The organism is Serratia sp. 4542 (assembly GCF_016805595.1).
Lineage (GTDB): Bacteria > Pseudomonadota > Gammaproteobacteria > Enterobacterales > Enterobacteriaceae > Serratia > Serratia nevei.
The window spans coordinates 299106-315588 of record NZ_RXKV01000009.1 but is presented as its reverse complement, the minus strand read 5'-3'; the positions used below and the strand labels follow the sequence as shown (position 1 = coordinate 315588).

Here is a 16483-nt window from a genome sequence, read left to right as displayed (position 1 = left end):
AATTTATTTTTAATAAAATTTTATATCGATTTTTTTGGTTTTAGTCCTATTCTTAAATCGTTCAAGGGGCGTTTCATGCCATCTTGTTTCATGACGAATGGCACGTATCTGAAAAAAGAGGGACTTATGAAGAAATCAATCATTGCCTTGTCTGCACTGCTGCTCGCTTCCCCGGTGTTCGCCGCTGAGACCGCGACCGACACCGCCGCTCACGCCAGCAACGAGGTCGTTGCCGAAGCGCACAAAGGGGCGGATACCGCCAAAGAAAAGCTGCACCAGTCTCAGGACAAGGGTGAAGAGCTGAAGCTGAAAGCCAAGCACGCCGCTGAAGGCAAGAGCGACAGCGTCGGCAGCAAAGTGAGCGAAGGCTCGCAAAAGGCCTGGCACTCCACCAAACAGGGTACGGAGAAGGCTTGGGATAAGACCAAGCAAGGGGCGGAAAGCCTCAAGAACAAAGCGACCGAGTAATTTGCTGTCGTCACAACAAGAGGGCCGGGTTTCCGGCCTTTTTTTATGGTTATAATCCGCCACGCTGATGTCGTGCTTTGTCGCCCTGATTAAAACGTGAGAGTATCCTTCATCGATTGGTGACTCCGTCGTAAGTAAGAAGGAAGCCCTATGAGGCCCTATTGGGTAAGGCGTTTATTTACACCTCCGCCAACCTGGACAGGCAGAGCATCGGTTATTTTGGGTCTGCTGGTGTTTGTGGTGTTGAGCGGGCTGGATAGCCTGGGTGTGGAGTTGGACGGGTGGAAGCGCTACGTGATGATCGCGGGCGTGGCGGGTATTTGCTATTTCATTGCCGGATATATTGATAAGCGCATTCCGCGTAAAGCCCCGCCAATGTAGGCACAGGCCAGAAAAAGAAAAAGGCGCTTATCAAATGAGATAAAGCGCCTTTTCAACACGTTAACTGACTAGTATCAGTTCATGCCGTATTTTTTCAGCTTCTTACGCAGCGTGCCGCGGTTGATGCCCATCATCAGGGCTGCGCGGGTCTGGTTGCCACGGGTGTATTGCATCACCATGTCCAACAGTGGCTGTTCAACTTCAGCCAGTACCAGCTCATACAGGTCATTTACGTCTTGACCGTTCAGTTGAGCAAAATAGTTCTTCAGTGCTTGTTTAACCGAGTCACGCAGAGGCTTTTGAGTCACCTGATCTTGTGAGTTAACGGTAGAAACGGTCAGTACGTCAGAATTTACGCGTTGTTCGAACATAGTTCTGTCAGCTCTTTTTTTACGCTAAGATTTTCGAAATATGCCTCCAACGCCTCCAGCTGTTCGCTGGCATCCTCTATGGCGTTGAATGTGCGCCGAAACTGGTCATTCGGAGCGTGTTCCTGGAGATACCAGGACACGTGCTTACGAGCAATCCGGAATCCCTTGCCTTGGCCATAGAAGCCGTGCAATTCCCGAATGTGCCCAATCAACAAGCGCTTCACCTCGCCAAGCGGCAGCGGCGGCAGCAGCTCCCCAGTGTCCAGATAATGCTGGATTTCCCGGAAGATCCAGGGTCTCCCCTGAGCAGCGCGGCCTATCATCAGGGCGTCGGCCCCGGTGTAGTCGAGCACTGCTCTGGCTTTATGCGGGTCAGTAATATCCCCATTCGCGATAATCGGAATGGAAACACTCTGCTTAACTGCCCGAATGCTGTCGTATTCCGCGTCGCCGTTAAACAGACAGGCGCGGGTTCGGCCGTGAATCGTCAGGGCCTGAATACCACAGTCTTCGGCCAGTTGGGCAATCTCTACACAGTTACGATGCTCTGGCGCCCAGCCGGTGCGAATCTTCAGCGTTACCGGCACATCCACCGCGTCAACCACCGCGTGGAGGATCCGTTTTACCAGATCCGGGTACTGCAACAAGGCGGACCCGGCAAGCTTCCGGTTCACTTTTTTGGCAGGGCATCCCATATTGATGTCGATGATCTGCGCGCCGCTGGCCACGTTGATACGCGCGGCGGCGGCCATATCATCAGGATCGCATCCGGCAATCTGCACGGAGCGGATCCCTGGTTCATCGCTATGCACCATACGCAGACGCGACTTATCCGTCCGCCACACCTCCGGGTTGGAGGAGAGCATTTCGGATACAGCCATCCCAGCACCCATTGCATGACAGAGGGTTCTGAACGGGCGATCTGTAATACCGGCCATCGGGGCCGCAATCAGGCAATTAGTAAGCTGGTGGTGTCCAATGCGCATAGACAAAGAGTGACCATACTGTGTCCGCAAGGGCGCGTATATTACGCATTTTTGCGTCGAGATGAAAGGCCAAACTTTAACCAATTGGCCCGATATTAGGACGAAAAATACGCTACGCGGTGATTCATAAAAATATTATATATATTTTACAATAAGTTGACGAAAAGTGCTTATTTTGTGTGCGGCAAAATATTCGCCTTTGCGCAGAATATTATCTGCATTCACCCGCGTTTTTTGCCGAGATAGCCTGTCTGGAAGGCGCATTGTCAGGGCGATCCGTCGTTGAGCGGCGAAAAATTGCATAAAATTTTGTCTCGCCCGCAGGCCGATCGTCAGGCAAAAAAAATCCACCGGTGCAGGGCCGGTGGATGAGGGGGCAATAGACCGTGACGCTTACTTGCGGCGGCCGGTGATGCGACACCACTCTTCACGCTCGGCGACCGGGTCGAGCGTGAACTTCTCTTCGTAGGCTTGCGCAACGCTGCTGGCCTGGCTGGCCAGCACGCCGGACAGCCCCAGATGACCACCGGCCTTCGGCAGGCAGCCGATCAGCGGCGCCAGCTCGCGCAGCGGGCCGGCGAGGATGTTGGCGACCACCACGTCAGCCAGCAGGTCCGCCGGCTGGTCTTTCGGCAGATATAGCTCCAGACGCTCTGAAACGCCGTTACGCTGCGCGTTGTCGCGGCTGGCCTGAATGGCCTGTGGATCGATGTCGATGCCGATAGCGCGCGCTGCACCCAGCTTCAGGGCGGCGATTGCCAGGATGCCGGAACCGCAACCGAAGTCGATAACGGTTTTGCCGGCCAGATCGAGGCCGTCCAGCCACTGCAGGCACAGCGCCGTGGTCGGGTGGGTGCCGGTGCCGAACGCCAGGCCCGGATCGAGCATCACGTTGACCGCGTCGGGATCCGGCACGTCACGCCAGCTCGGGCAGATCCACAAGCGCTCGCCGAAGCGCATCGGGTGGAAGTTGTCCATCCACTCGCGCTCCCAGTCCTTGTCTTCCAGCTGTTCTATCTTGTGGCGGAAACCGGCGCCCAGCAGCGGGTGCTGTTCCAGCATCGCCACCACCTCGGCCATATCGGTTTCCGCGTCGTACAGGCCGATCACGTCGGTATCGCCCCACAGCAGGGTTTCACCCGGCAAGGGTTCGAACACCGGGTTGTCGTGGGTGTCCTGGAAGGTCACCGACACGGCGCCGCTTTCCACCAGCGCGTCGCTCAGGTCTTCCGCCTGGCTGCCGGTGGTGTTCAGTTTGAGTTGGATCCAAGGCATAGCAATTCTCTTCAAGAAGATAATGATGACGCCGCCCGGCGCTTTTCGCCGACGACGTTACCGAGATAAAACGCCAACAGGCTGAGCAACAGCGAAGGCACGATAGGGTGCAGCCCCGCCGGCTGCAGGTTGAAGCTGGCCAATAGCGTATAGCATACCGCACCCGACACCATTGAGCTAAGCGCTCCCTGAGCATTGGCGCGTTCCCAATACAGGCCCAGCACCAACGGCCACAGGAACACCGCCTCCAGCCCGCCGAAAGCCAGCAGGTTGAGCCAGATGATCATCTCCGGCGGTCGCCAGGCCGCCAGCAGCACCAGCAGGCCAAGGATCAGCGTGGTCAGGCTGGAGAAGCGCTTGATCAACCGCTCGTTGTGGATCTGCTGCGGCCGCACGCCCAGGTAGAGATCCTTGATGATGGTGGCGGAGGATTGCAGCAGCTGGGCGTTGATGGTCGACATGATCGCCGCCATCGGCGCCGCCAAAAAGATCCCGGCGGCGTACGGCGGCAGCACGGTGATCATCAGCGTCGGGATCACCTGATCGGGGATCTTGAGATCCGGCAACACTGCGCGGCCGAGCGCGCCGGCCAGGTGCATGCCGAACATCAGCACCGCCACCACCACGGTGCCGAGCAGAATGCCGCGATGCACCGCCTTGCTGTCCTTGTAGGAGATACAGCGCACGGCGGTGTGCGGCAGGCCGATCACCCCGAAGCACACCAGGATCCAGAACGACGCCATAAACGGCAGGCTGAGGATCTGATCGCCGCCCTGCGGCGACACCAGCGCCGGATCGATCTGCTGCAGCTTGTGCACCGCGCTGTCCAGTCCGCCGGCGGCGTGGATCACCGCCACCAGCAGCAGCACGGTGCCGAGCAGCATCACCAGCCCCTGCATGGCGTCGTTCAGCACGCTGGCGCGGAAGCCGCCGAAGGCGGTGTACAGCGCGATGCTGATGCCGAAGATCAGCAGGCCGGTGTCGTAAGGAATGCCGGCGGCGGTCTCCAGCAGGCGGGCGCCGCCGATAAACTGCACCGTCATGGCGCCGAGAAACGCCACCAACAGGCTGAGGCTGGCCAGCCACACCAGCAGGCGGCTTTGGTAGCGGCCATACAGCATGTCATTGAGGGTGATGGCGTTGTAGCGCCGCGCCAGGATGGCGAATTTCTTGCCCAGCACCCCGAGCGACAGCCACACCGCCGGCAGCTGAATCATCGCCAGCAGCACCCAGCCCAGGCCGTATTTGTAGGCGGCGCCGGGGCCGCCGATAAACGAACTGGCGCTGATGTAGGTGGCGGTCAGGGTCATCGCCAGCACAAAGCCGCCCATCGAGCGGTTGCCGAGGAAGTATTCGCTGAGGAAATTCCCGCTCTGGCGGCGGCTGTAGGCGTACACCGACAGGCCGAACACCAGCAGCAGGTAGGCGACCAGCGGCAGGATCACTTCAGTTTGCATCGCGGTCCTCCAGCGAAATGTCGCGGAACACCGTGCGCACCATCAGCCAGCACAGGCCGATGAACAGCAGCGGCACCAGCAGGCAGGCCATTTCGAACCAGTGCGGCAGGCCGGTGACGCCGATAGCGCTGTCCGGCAGATAGGCCGCCAGCCCCCAGGCCAGCAGGTAGAGCAGCGTCAGCCCCAGCGCCCAACGCGCTTCGCGGTGCGCCTGGATAAAACGTTTGTCCATCCGTGTCTCCCATAGGTTTACGGTGATGGATTCATCAAAGGTAGGGAATTTTACGGCATGACGGCGTTTTGCCAAGCCGTTACTGGCGGTAATGCCAAAGAAAAAGGCCGGTGATTAACCGGCCTTTCGTCAGACGATGCTGCGTGGCTGCCTTAGGTTTCCTGCAGACCCAGCTTCTTCTCCAGATAGTGGATGTTGGTGCCACCGTGCTGGAAGTTTTCGTCGTTCATGATCTTCTGCTGCAGCTCAACGTTGGTTTTGATGCCGTCGATGATCAGTTCAGCCAGGGCGTTCTTCATGCGGGCAATCGCCACGTCACGGTTTTCGCCGAAGGTGATCAGTTTGCCGATCATGGAGTCATAGTACGGCGGTACGGTATAACCGGCGTAGATATGAGATTCCCAACGCACGCCGAAACCGCCTGGCGCGTGGAAGCGGGTGATCTTGCCCGGGCTCGGCAGGAAGGTGTTCGGATCTTCGGCGTTGATACGGCATTCTACCGCGTGGCCGTGGATCTTCACTTCTTCCTGTTTGATCGACAGTGGTTGACCGGCAGCGATGCGCAGCTGCTCTTTGATCAGATCCACGCCGGTGATCATTTCGGTAACCGGGTGCTCTACCTGAATACGGGTGTTCATTTCGATGAAATAGAACTCGCCGTTTTCATACAGGAACTCGAAGGTACCCGCACCGCGGTAGCCGATTTCCACGCAGGCTTTCGAGCAGCGCTCGCCGATGTAACGGCGCATTTCGCTGGTGATGCCCGGTGCCGGCGCTTCTTCGACCACTTTCTGGTGGCGGCGCTGCATGGAGCAGTCGCGCTCGGCCAGATAGATGGCGTTGCCCTGGCCGTCGGCCAATACCTGAATCTCGATGTGGCGCGGATTCTCCAGGTATTTTTCCATGTACACCATGTCGTTGTTGAAAGCCGCTTTGGCTTCCGCTTTCGTCATGTTGATGGACTGCTCAAGGTCTTTGTCGCTGCGCACGACGCGCATGCCGCGACCGCCGCCGCCGCCGGACGCCTTGATGATCACCGGATAACCGATGCGCTTGGCGAAGGCACGGTTTTTATCCATGTCGTCGGTCAGCGGGCCGTCGGAGCCCGGTACGCAAGGCACGCCGGCTTTCTTCATGGCGTTGATCGCGGAAACCTTGTCGCCCATCAGGCGGATGGTTTCGGCTTTCGGGCCGATGAAGATGAAGCCGGAGCGTTCAACCTGCTCGGCGAAGTCGGCGTTCTCAGACAGGAAGCCGTAGCCCGGGTGGATCGCCACGGCGCCGGTGATTTCCGCCGCCGAGATGATGGCCGGGATGTTCAGGTAGCTTTTTACCGATGGTGCAGGACCGATGCAGACGGTCTCGTCGGCCAGCAGCACGTGTTTCAGATCGCGGTCGGCCGCGGAGTGAACCGCAACGGTCTTGATGCCCAGTTCTTTACAGGCACGCAGGATGCGAAGCGCGATCTCGCCGCGGTTGGCGATAACAATTTTATCAAGCATGGGGGCGCCTCGTTATTCGATGACGACCAGCGGCTCGTCATATTCGACCGGCTGGCCGTTTTCCACCAGGATGGCTTTCACGACGCCGGACTTGTCCGCTTCGATCTGGTTCATCATTTTCATGGCTTCAACGATGCACAGGGTATCGCCGGCGTTCACTTTCTGGCCCACTTCCACGAAGGCTTTCGCGTCCGGGCTTGGGGTGCGGTAGAAGGTGCCTACCATTGGCGAACGAACGACGTGGCCACTCATGGCCGCCGGTGCCGCCGGGGTTTCTGCCGCAGGTGCGGTAGCAACGGCGGCAGCCAGGGCCGGCTGCTGCTGTGCCGGCATCGCATAGGCCTGCTGCATGACAGGGTAAGCCTGCGCCGGTGCGGCACGGCTGATGCGAACCGATTCTTCGCCTTCAGAGATTTCCAGTTCAGAAATGCCTGATTCTTCAACCAGTTCGATCAGTTTCTTGATTTTACGAATATCCATGAGTGTGATTCCGTACTCTTTTTGTGGAGCAATTAGTGGGTTTTCGACAGACGGTTAACCGCTGCCTGTAAAGCGAAAGCGTAGCCATCCGCGCCGAGGCCGCAAATCACGCCTACCGCCACGTCTGAGAGATAGGAGTGATGGCGGAAAGGTTCGCGGGCGTGCACGTTGGACAGGTGGATCTCGATGAACGGGATCTGCACCGCCAGCAACGCATCGCGCAGCGCCACGCTGGTATGCGTGAACGCCGCCGGGTTTATCAGAATGAAATCGGTGTTGCCTCGCGCCTGATGAATGCGATCGATCAGCTGATGCTCGGCGTTGGATTGCAGATGGCTCAGGGTAATATCCAATGCGGATGCCTGGTTTTCCAATCCGTTAACAATCTCTGTCAGCGTCGTGCTGCCGTACTTCTCCGGCTCACGCGTCCCCAGCAGATTGAGATTGGGGCCGTTCAGAAGCAAAATGTGAAACTTATCCGCCATTGTGCTGGTATCTCCGGCAATAAAACCATCATCGTAGAAAATAACCCGATGTTATCGATTTGTCACCTGTTAAGGGGCCAATTCACTCTGAGAACAGAAACAAGGTCGGGCATTATAACGATATCGTAGCAATTCGCAGCTAAATACTGGTCTTATCAGCGAAGATATTCAACCCCAAATCGACGAACTCGGGGATCCGTGACAGGAATATGAGCGCTGGAACACAGAAAAAGTTCCGGCCGGCGGCGCGTGTTTTTCAACGACAATAACGCGCGCCGCCGCGTGATTCAGCGCCACCAGGCGCGGAATTTCTTGTAACGCAGGCCCAACAGCGCCACCGCCAGCAGCGCGTAGATGAACGGCTGGGGGGAAAACGTTTTGACCGACCACAGGTAGTGGATGGGGGCGAGGATCGCCGCCAGATAGACGAAGTTGTGCAACATTTGCCATTTGGCGCCCAGTTTGCGCATCGCCCACAGCGTCGAGGTGGCCGCCAGCGCCAGCAGGATCAGCCAGGTGAGGATGCCGAGCGTCAGGTAAGGTCGGTTCACCAGCTCGCTGCCCAGCAGGCCGAGGTTGCTCAGCCCCAGCTCCAGCGTGGAGTAGCTTATCAGGTGCAGCGTGCCCCAGGCAAAGCACCACAGCCCCACCAGACGGCGGCAGCGGATCAGCAGTGGCTGGCGGGCATAGCGCGCCAGCGGGGCGATCATCAGCGTGGCCAGCAGCAGTTTCAGCGTCATCCTGCCGGTAAAATGTTGGATGTCCTTGGACGGATCGGCGCTGAACCAGCCTTGATCCACCGCCAGCACCAACCACAGAAAGGGCAAAAACGCCGCCAGATGCAGGGCGGCTTTCAGCCATTTGATATGAACAGGCGTCAGGCGCACTTAGAAATTCTCCCGCAAATCCATGCCGCGATACAGCGACGCCACCTGATCGGCATAGCCGTTGAACAGCAGCGTCGGTTGGCGTTTGACGTCGAGAATGCCGCCGGAGCCGATGAAGCGCTCGGTGGCCTGCGACCAGCGCGGATGATCGACGTGCGGGTTCACGTTGGCATAAAAACCGTACTCGTTCGGCGCGGATTGGTTCCAGGTGGTCGGCGGCTGATCGCGCACCAGACGGATATGCACGATCGATTTGATGCCTTTGAAGCCGTATTTCCACGGCGTGATCAGCCGCAGCGGCGCGCCGTTTTGCGGCGGCAGGGTTTTGCCGTACACGCCGACGGTCAGCAGCGCCAGCGGATGCATCGCCTCGTCCAACCGCAGCCCTTCGACGTAGGGGTACTTCAGGCCGCCACCGATAAAGCGATCTTTCTGGCCTGGCATCTGCTCCGGATCGTACAGCGTCTGGAAGGCCACGTAGCGCGCGTTGCTGTTCGGCTCGGCCAGCTTGAGAAGCTTGCCCAGTTCGAAACCGATCCACGGCACCACCATCGACCACGCCTCGACGCAGCGCATGCGATAAATGCGCTGTTCCAGCGGGAAACGCTTCATCAGATCGTCGATATCCAGCGTTATCGGCTTTGCCACTTCGCCGTCGATGCGCACTTTCCAGCCTTCGGTTTTCAGCCCGCCGGCGTTGGCGGCCGGATCGGCTTTGTCGAGGCCGAATTCATAGAAGTTGTTGTAGCCGGTGACCTTGTCTTCCGGCGTCATTGCCAGCTGCGCCTGCCAGGCGGCCGGCTTGCTGAATTCCAGCGCTTTGCCCGGCGGCGCCTTGGGGCGATCGTTGCCTTTGAACCACGACAGCAGGTCCGCCCGTGCGCCGGTAGGCAGCGCCAGCGTAGCGGCGGTGATGCCGAGCGCCTGCAGCACTTTGCGCCGCTGGTGGAACACGCTCTCCGGCGTGACGTCGGCCTCGGTCAATTTCGGGTGTTTGTTCATGCTTATGTTCTCCGCGACTGATTCCCGCCGCCTGCGAGCGGCTAACGGGTCTCCATGAAATAAGCATGGCGCTAAAGCCGGCCGGAAGCGAGGGGACACGGGAAAATATGAAATTTCGCAGAAGCGGGTGAACCCCCGTTGCCGGGGGGAGAAGGTCAGCGGATTTTCACCAGGGTGCGGCCGGTGATTTGGTTGTTCAGCAGCGCGGCGGCGGTGGCCGGCGCCTGCTCGAGGGTGATTTCATGCGTGGCCTGCTGATAGAAGCTGTCCGGCAGAATACCGGCCAGCCGCTCCCAGGCGGTTTGGCGGCGGTGCAGCGGCGTATGTACCGAATCCACGCCCTGCAGACGCACGTTGCGCAGAATGAACGGCATCACGGTGGTCGGCAGCTGATAACCGCCCGCCAGGCCGCAGGCGGCGACGGTGCCGTTATAGTTCATCTGCGCCAGCACCCGCGCCAGCAGTTTGTCGCCGACGGTGTCCACCGCACCGGCCCACAGCTGTTTCTCCAGCGGGCGCGGCGTGTCGATATAGCCATCGCGCGACATCACCTCTTTGGCGCCGAGCGCTTTCAGGTAGTCGGTATTGCTGTCGCGGCCGCTGATGGCGGTCACCCGATAGCCCAACGCCGCCAGCAGGGCGATGGCGGTGCTGCCCACGCCGCCGCTGGCGCCGGTCACCAGAATATCGCCGTCGTCCGGGTGCACGCCGCCTTCCTCCAGCGCCATGACGCACAGCATGGCGGTAAAGCCGGCGGTGCCGATGATCATCGCCTTGCGCTCATCCAGGCCGTTCGGCAGCGGTACCAGCCATTCGCCCGAGACGCGCGCCTGCTCGGCCAGGCCGCCCCAGTGATGTTCACCTACGCCCCAGCCGGTGAGCACCACGCTTTGCCCCTCTTTGAAGCGATCGTCGCGGCTGTGGCGCACGGTGCCGGCGAAATCGATGCCCGGCACCATCGGGAAGTTGCGCACGATCTTGCCTTTGCCGGTGATCGCCAGCGCATCCTTATAATTTAGGCTGGACCAGTTGATGTCGACGGTGACATCGCCTTCCGGCAACCGATCGCTGCCGATATCTTTGATTTGAGCCAGAGTTTGGTCGTCTTGTTGTTCCAATAACAGTGCACGCATGTCACTCTTCCTCTCGTTTACACTTTTCTATCAATGGCTGAATCACATTTATTTGACTATATGCATAATAAGCGGCCCAAGTCCTGATAAAGGACAAAAACGGCGCTTGCAGGTTTAATTCTTCAGCAAGGCTTGTTAGGGTTGGACGGCCCCTTTTAGCTAAAGGGTGAACACTCACTTAACCATAGCGGACAAGGCACAGGGATGCGATTTACCACCAAACTCTCTGCATTGATCACTCTGTTGGTCGCGCTGGCGATGTTTTTGATGCTGATGGGATGCTCATACAGCTTCTTTTACGTTACCCAGGATCGCCAGGAGCGTCGCTTTGATTCGCTGGTTACCTCTCTCGATCAGGCCATGTTGCACGAATCGCCGCGCGATCAGGAGAAATGGTTGCCGATCGTCATGCGCCCGCTCGGCATCGTGTCGATCCGCGTAGAGGCCGGCACCAGCCAGTTTCTCAACTATAAATTGCCGACGCTAAAAAAAGAGCCCTGGGATACGCTGAACGGCTATCGTCAGGTCTCGCGCCCCCTGTTGCAACATCCGGGCAGCACGCTGTACATCACTTACCTCGATCCCTTCGCCAGCGACGTGCGCACGTTGCAGTCCACCGCCGCCGTCACGCTGTCGATCGTCGTCATGGTGGTGGTTTTGCTGTTCAGCCTGCGCTGGCTGCGTGAGCAGGCCGACGGTGAAGATCGCCTGGAACGACGCGCGCGGCGCATTCTGAACGGCGAGCGTGAAAACGTCATGCAGGGCGACGTGCGTGAGTGGCCGGCCAACGTCAGCGGCGCGCTCGATCGCCTGCTGGCCGATCTGGCGGAAGCGCGGGAAGAGCGCAGCCGGGTCGATACGCTGATCCGCGCCTTCGCCGCGCAGGACGCCAAAACCGGGTTGAATAATCGCCTGTTCTTCGATAATCAATTGACCACTCAGCTGGAAGACGAAGGTTCGCACGGCATCGTGATGATGGTGCGGCTGCCCGATTTCGAGACCCTGCGCGACACGCACGGCAGCGTGGCGGTCCAGGAGCTGATGTATTCGCTGGTTAACCTGCTGTCTACCTTTGTGATGCGCTACCCCTCGGCGCTGCTGGCGCGCTATTTCCACAGCGATTTTACCGTGCTGTTGCCGCATCGAACCCTGAAGGAGGCCGACGGCATCGCGTCACAGCTGGTCAACGCCATCGATGCCTTGCCTTCCACGGCGTTGATCGATCGTGAGGCCTTCCTGCACATCGGCATCGTGGCGTACCGCAGCGGCCAAACCACGGAGCAGGTGATCGATTACGCGGAGCAGGCGACGCGCCACGCGACGCTGCAGGGCGAAAACGGCTGGTATGTGTACGACAGCCAGGTTCCGGAAAAGGGGCGCGGCAGCGTCAAGTGGCGCACGTTGCTGGAACAGGTACTGGCGCGCGGCGGCCCGCGGCTGTATCAGAAACCGGCGGTGACCGTGGCAGGCGAGGTACACCATCTTGAGATCATGAGCCGGATTTATGACGGCTCCCAGGAGTTGCTGCCGGCGGAATATATGCCGCTGGTGCAGCAGCTGGGGTTGGCGGAGAGTTACGATCGCCAACAGGTGAGCCGCATCATCCCCTTGCTGGCGCAATGGCCTGAGGAAACGCTGGCGTTTCCGCTGTGCGTCGACTCGATTTTGCAGCGTTCTTTCCAGCGCTGGCTGCGCGATACGCTGTTGCAGTGCGAAAAAAGTCAGCGTAGGCGAATTCTGATTGAACTTGCGGAGGCAGATGTGTGTCAACATATCGACCGTTTGCGTCCGGTGCTGAAGTTGCTGTCAGGGCTGGGCTGCCGCCTCGCGGTGTCCAAAGCGGGTTTAACCGTGGTCAGTACGTCCTATATCAAGTCGTTGCAGGTGGAGATCGTCAAGCTCCACCCGGGGCTGGTGCGGAGTATCGATAAGCGGGACGAAAATCAGCTGTTCGTGCAGAGCCTCACCGGCGCCTGCGCGGGCACGCACGCGCAGGTGTTCGCCGCCAGCGTACGCACGCGCAACGAGTGGCAGACGCTGAAAGAGCGTGGTATCCACGGCGGGCAGGGCGACTTTTTTGCGTCGCCGGAACCGATCGACGTGGGGCGTAAAAAATATTCACGTCGTTATCGTGTTTAAGCTGATTGCCGGACAAAAATTGACGTAGAATGAACGCCGGCTCCATCTGGGCCATGTCACCCGTCATTTTGGAGTTTTCTCCAATCTGCCTGCGACAACGACGCCTATTTGAGATAGGCTCTTGTCAGCTTTTATCTGGTTGACGTTGGTAGGTGCTTACCATCGGCGGCAATCAGGGAATATGTTAGATTTTATGAGCTGTGTTACGCCGTTTCGTGCGTTGACAGGGTGGTAAACTGAGCCTTTGTTCAGGGAATTCAGGCCTCATCCAATTTCCGTGCATTCGAGCAGAAACAATACAGACTATTTTTCACCGAAGTAGAACGTTTTTGCGCCTTGTCGCTGCTTCGTGTGGTTGGTAAAGTAGGCGGATTTTATTTTCCGCCCCCAGCTTGCAGGATTATCCTTTCGTTATGTTTAAGAAATTTCGTGGCATGTTTTCCAACGACTTGTCCATCGACTTGGGTACCGCCAATACCCTGATTTATGTTAAAGGGCAAGGCATCGTACTGAATGAACCTTCGGTGGTTGCCATTCGCCAGGATCGTGCCGGCTCCCCAAAGAGCGTAGCGGCCGTCGGTCATGACGCCAAACAGATGCTGGGCCGCACCCCCGGCAACATCGCGGCTATTCGCCCGATGAAAGACGGCGTGATCGCCGACTTCTTCGTGACCGAAAAAATGCTGCAGCACTTTATCAAACAGGTTCACAGCAACAGCTTCATGCGCCCAAGCCCGCGCGTGCTGGTCTGTGTGCCGGTCGGCGCAACCCAGGTTGAACGCCGCGCTATCCGCGAGTCCGCCCAAGGGGCCGGCGCGCGTGAAGTGTTCCTGATTGAAGAGCCGATGGCGGCGGCGATCGGCGCAGGTCTGCCGGTTTCCGAAGCGACCGGTTCCATGGTGGTGGATATCGGTGGCGGTACCACGGAAGTGGCGGTGATCTCGCTGAACGGCGTGGTGTACTCCTCTTCCGTGCGCATCGGCGGCGACCGCTTCGATGAAGCCATCATCAATTATGTGCGCCGTAACTACGGCTCGCTGATCGGCGAAGCGACCGCCGAGCGCATCAAGCACGAAATCGGTTCTGCCTATCCGGGCGACGAAGTGCGCGAAATCGAAGTCCGCGGCCGTAACCTGGCCGAAGGCGTACCGCGCGGCTTTACCCTGAACTCCAATGAAATCCTCGAAGCCCTGCAAGAGCCGCTGACCGGCATCGTCAGCGCGGTGATGGTTGCGCTGGAGCAGTGCCCGCCAGAATTGGCCTCCGACATTTCCGAACGTGGTATGGTCTTGACCGGCGGCGGCGCGCTGCTGCGCAACCTCGATCGTCTGCTGATGGAAGAAACCGGTATTCCGGTCGTGGTGGCGGAAGATCCGTTGACCTGCGTAGCGCGCGGTGGCGGCAAGGCGTTGGAAATGATCGACATGCACGGCGGCGATTTGTTCAGCGAAGAATAGTCAGCCCCTGGAAGGAGGAATCGTATCGGATGAATGCGCACAGCGAAAATCGGGTACGGTTCCTCTTTCTGTTGTCGAGGAACTCGCATAATTTATGAAGCCGATTTTTAGCAGGGGGCCTTCCCTGCAACTGCGACTTTTTTTGGCGGTGATCGCGGCCATTGGCCTGATCGTTGCCGACAGCCGGCTCGGCACGTTCGTGAAGATACGCAACTACATGGACACCGCAGTCAGCCCTTTCTATTTTCTGGCCAACGGGCCGCGTAAAGTTTTGGACAGCGTGTCAGAAACGCTGGCCACCCGCCAACAGCTGGAGCTGGAAAACCGAGCTCTGCGGCAGGAACTGCTGCTGAAAAACAGCGATATTCTTCTTCTTGGCCAATTCAAGCAGGAAAACGCCCGCTTGCGCGAGCTGCTGGGTTCCCCGCTGCGCCAGGACGAACACAAGATGGTGACCCAGGTCATCTCCACCGGTTCCGATCCGTACAGCGATCAGGTGGTGATCGACAAAGGGTCGGACAACGGCGTCTATGAAGGCCAGCCGGTGATCAGCGACAAGGGCGTGGTCGGTCAGGTGGTGGCGGTGGCGAAAGTCACCAGCCGCGTGCTGCTGATCTGCGATGCCTCGCACGCGCTGCCGATCCAGGTGCTGCGCAACGATATTCGGGTGATTGCCGCAGGCAGCGGCTGCGCCGACGATCTGCAGCTGGAGCACCTGCCGAACAACACCGATATCCGCGTTGGCGACGTGCTGGTGACCTCCGGCCTCGGCGGCCGCTTCCCGGAAGGCTATCCGGTGGCGGTGGTCTCCTCGGTCAAGGTCGACAACCAGCGCGCTTACACCGTGATTCAGGCGCGGCCGACCGCCGGTCTGCAGCGCTTGCGCTACCTGCTGCTGCTGTGGGGCGCCGATCGCAACGGCGACATGCCGCTGCCGCCGGACGAAGTGCACCGCGTGGCCAATGAACGCCTGATGCAGATGATGCCGCAGGTGCTGCCGCCTGCCGGTTCGGTCGGGCCTCAGCTGCCGGCTCCGGCTACCGGCGTGGCGCCGCAAACCGCCGCTCCGGCGTCTGCCCAGCCTCAAGCTCAGCCTGCCGCGGCGGGAGTGGTGCAATGAACAGCTACCGCAGCCACGGGCGCTGGATAATCTGGCTGTCGTTCCTGGTGGCGTTGGTGCTGCAAATCATGCCGTGGCCGGAGCAAATCTACATGTTCCGGCCTTCCTGGCTGGTGTTGATCCTGATCTACTGGGTAATGGCCTTGCCGCACCGGGTCAACGTCGGCACCGGCTTCGTGCTGGGGTTGATCATGGATCTGATCCTCGGCTCCACGCTGGGCGTGCGCGCGCTGGCGCTGGGTATCATCGCCTACCTGGTGGCGTTCAAATTCCAACTGTTCCGCAATATGGCGCTGTGGCAACAGGCGCTGATCGTCGTGCTGCTGTCGCTGTCGATGGACGTGGTCGTGTTCTGGGCTGAGTTTTTAGTGATCAACGTCTCTTTCCGCCCAGAGGTGTTCTGGAGTAGTGTGGTAAACGGCATTTTGTGGCCGTGGTTGTTCCTGTTGATGCGCAAAATCCGCCGTCAGTTCGCCGTACAGTAAGGGTATCTCAATGACTTCGCTTTATCTGGCCTCCGGCTCCCCACGTCGACGTGAACTGCTGACCCTGCTGGGCGTATCGTTCGACATTCTGCTGACGCATACCGAAGAGCAGCGCCGGGAAGGCGAAGCCGCCGAAGCCTATGTGCGCCGCCTGGCGCAGGACAAGGCCAAAGCGGGTGTAGCGTTGGCGCAGGAAGATCGGCCGGTGCTGGGCGCCGACACCATCGTGGTGCTCAACGGCCGGGTGCTGGAGAAGCCGCGCGACGAAGCCCATGCGGCGGACATGCTGGCGGCCCTGTCCGGCAAACAGCATCAGGTGATGACGGCGGTGGCGATCGCCGATCGCCACGACGTGCGCTGCCAGCTGGTGGTGACCGACGTGACGTTCCGCAGCCTGTCACAACAGGATATCCGCGACTATATTGCTACGGGCGAACCGATGGATAAAGCGGGCGCCTATGGAATTCAAGGAAAGGGTGGTTGTTTCGTCAGAACGATAACCGGGAGTTATCACGCGGTGGTCGGTCTGCCGCTGGTCGAAACACATGAGCTGCTCAGTAATTTTGTCGCATTACGTGATGTAAGAACCGGTTGATGGGCGCTGCCATTATCGACCGGCTCTG

General features: G+C 59.2%; 18 protein-coding genes. 7 read left to right on the top strand and 11 right to left on the bottom strand.

Translation table 11 applies throughout. The features are described from left to right. Positions 1-126: 126 nt before the first annotated feature. Positions 127-468, top strand: coding sequence for a hypothetical protein (locus EKL15_RS12200; RefSeq protein WP_016930249.1), 342 nt, complete (start codon positions 127-129; stop codon positions 466-468). Positions 469-618: 150 nt separating this feature from the next. Beyond that, the gene (locus tag EKL15_RS12195; RefSeq protein ID WP_141960366.1) at positions 619-849 is read left to right on the top strand and encodes a hypothetical protein; all 231 of its coding nucleotides are present in this window, start codon (positions 619-621) and stop codon (positions 847-849) included. A gap of 74 nt (positions 850-923) precedes the next feature. On the opposite strand, the gene fis is transcribed toward EKL15_RS12195, so the two are convergent. The 11 genes from fis to EKL15_RS12140 form a co-directional block, all read right to left on the bottom strand. After that, positions 924-1220, bottom strand: a complete 297-nt coding sequence (gene fis / locus EKL15_RS12190; protein ID WP_000462905.1) for a DNA-binding transcriptional regulator Fis — start codon at positions 1218-1220, stop codon at positions 924-926. Next, complete coding sequence (gene dusB / locus EKL15_RS12185) at positions 1202-2206, bottom strand: tRNA dihydrouridine synthase DusB (protein ID WP_004936856.1); 1005 nt, start codon at positions 2204-2206, stop codon at positions 1202-1204. Before dusB ends, fis begins: the two co-directional genes overlap by 19 nt. A gap of 393 nt (positions 2207-2599) precedes the next feature. Continuing rightward, positions 2600-3481, bottom strand: coding sequence for a 50S ribosomal protein L11 methyltransferase (gene prmA / locus EKL15_RS12180; RefSeq protein ID WP_033636181.1), 882 nt, complete (start codon positions 3479-3481; stop codon positions 2600-2602). A gap of 11 nt (positions 3482-3492) precedes the next feature. Next, positions 3493-4938 carry a sodium/pantothenate symporter gene (panF, locus tag EKL15_RS12175; RefSeq protein ID WP_100395864.1) on the bottom strand — a complete coding sequence of 482 codons (1446 nt, stop codon included), beginning with the start codon at positions 4936-4938 and terminating at the stop codon, positions 3493-3495. Continuing rightward, a complete protein-coding gene (locus tag EKL15_RS12170) occupies positions 4928-5170 on the bottom strand; it encodes a YhdT family protein (RefSeq protein ID WP_004936865.1) in 243 nt (80 codons plus the stop codon). The genes panF and EKL15_RS12170 overlap by 11 nt, the downstream gene beginning before the upstream one ends. Before the next feature lie 152 nt (positions 5171-5322). Then, positions 5323-6672: an acetyl-CoA carboxylase biotin carboxylase subunit gene (gene accC, locus EKL15_RS12165; RefSeq protein ID WP_004936886.1), complete on the bottom strand. Its 1350-nt coding sequence runs from the start codon at positions 6670-6672 to the stop codon at positions 5323-5325. A 12-nt stretch (positions 6673-6684) separates the two neighbouring features. Then, positions 6685-7152, bottom strand: a complete 468-nt coding sequence (gene accB / locus EKL15_RS12160) for an acetyl-CoA carboxylase biotin carboxyl carrier protein (RefSeq protein ID WP_038879746.1) — start codon at positions 7150-7152, stop codon at positions 6685-6687. A gap of 32 nt (positions 7153-7184) precedes the next feature. Continuing rightward, positions 7185-7637: a type II 3-dehydroquinate dehydratase gene (gene aroQ / locus EKL15_RS12155; RefSeq protein WP_004936891.1), complete on the bottom strand. Its 453-nt coding sequence runs from the start codon at positions 7635-7637 to the stop codon at positions 7185-7187. 287 nt (positions 7638-7924) lie between these two features. Then, positions 7925-8524, bottom strand: a complete 600-nt coding sequence (gene msrQ, locus EKL15_RS12150; RefSeq protein ID WP_047729766.1) for a protein-methionine-sulfoxide reductase heme-binding subunit MsrQ — start codon at positions 8522-8524, stop codon at positions 7925-7927. After that, on the bottom strand, positions 8525-9526 hold the full coding sequence (gene msrP / locus EKL15_RS12145; protein ID WP_047729767.1) for a protein-methionine-sulfoxide reductase catalytic subunit MsrP: 1002 nt from the start codon (positions 9524-9526) through the stop codon (positions 8525-8527). 155 nt (positions 9527-9681) lie between these two features. After that, a complete protein-coding gene (locus EKL15_RS12140; RefSeq protein ID WP_047729768.1) occupies positions 9682-10659 on the bottom strand; it encodes an MDR family oxidoreductase in 978 nt (325 codons plus the stop codon). A gap of 204 nt (positions 10660-10863) precedes the next feature. Between EKL15_RS12140 and csrD the strand changes: the two genes are divergently transcribed. The 5 genes from csrD (at position 10864) to EKL15_RS12115 (ending at position 16455) form a co-directional block, all read left to right on the top strand. After that, positions 10864-12798, top strand: a complete 1935-nt coding sequence (gene csrD, locus EKL15_RS12135; protein ID WP_060440961.1) for an RNase E specificity factor CsrD — start codon at positions 10864-10866, stop codon at positions 12796-12798. Between the two features lie 413 nt (positions 12799-13211). Beyond that, positions 13212-14255, top strand: coding sequence for a rod shape-determining protein MreB (mreB, locus tag EKL15_RS12130; protein WP_003855260.1), 1044 nt, complete (start codon positions 13212-13214; stop codon positions 14253-14255). A 94-nt stretch (positions 14256-14349) separates the two neighbouring features. Beyond that, the gene (mreC, locus tag EKL15_RS12125; RefSeq protein WP_060440962.1) at positions 14350-15375 is read left to right on the top strand and encodes a rod shape-determining protein MreC; all 1026 of its coding nucleotides are present in this window, start codon (positions 14350-14352) and stop codon (positions 15373-15375) included. Further along, entirely contained in the window at positions 15372-15860 is a 489-nt protein-coding gene (gene mreD / locus EKL15_RS12120; protein WP_004936918.1) for a rod shape-determining protein MreD, read from the top strand. Before mreC ends, mreD begins: the two co-directional genes overlap by 4 nt. A 10-nt stretch (positions 15861-15870) precedes the next feature. After that, entirely contained in the window at positions 15871-16455 is a 585-nt protein-coding gene (locus tag EKL15_RS12115) for a nucleoside triphosphate pyrophosphatase (RefSeq protein WP_004936921.1), read from the top strand. The last annotated feature ends 28 nt before the right edge of the window (positions 16456-16483 follow it).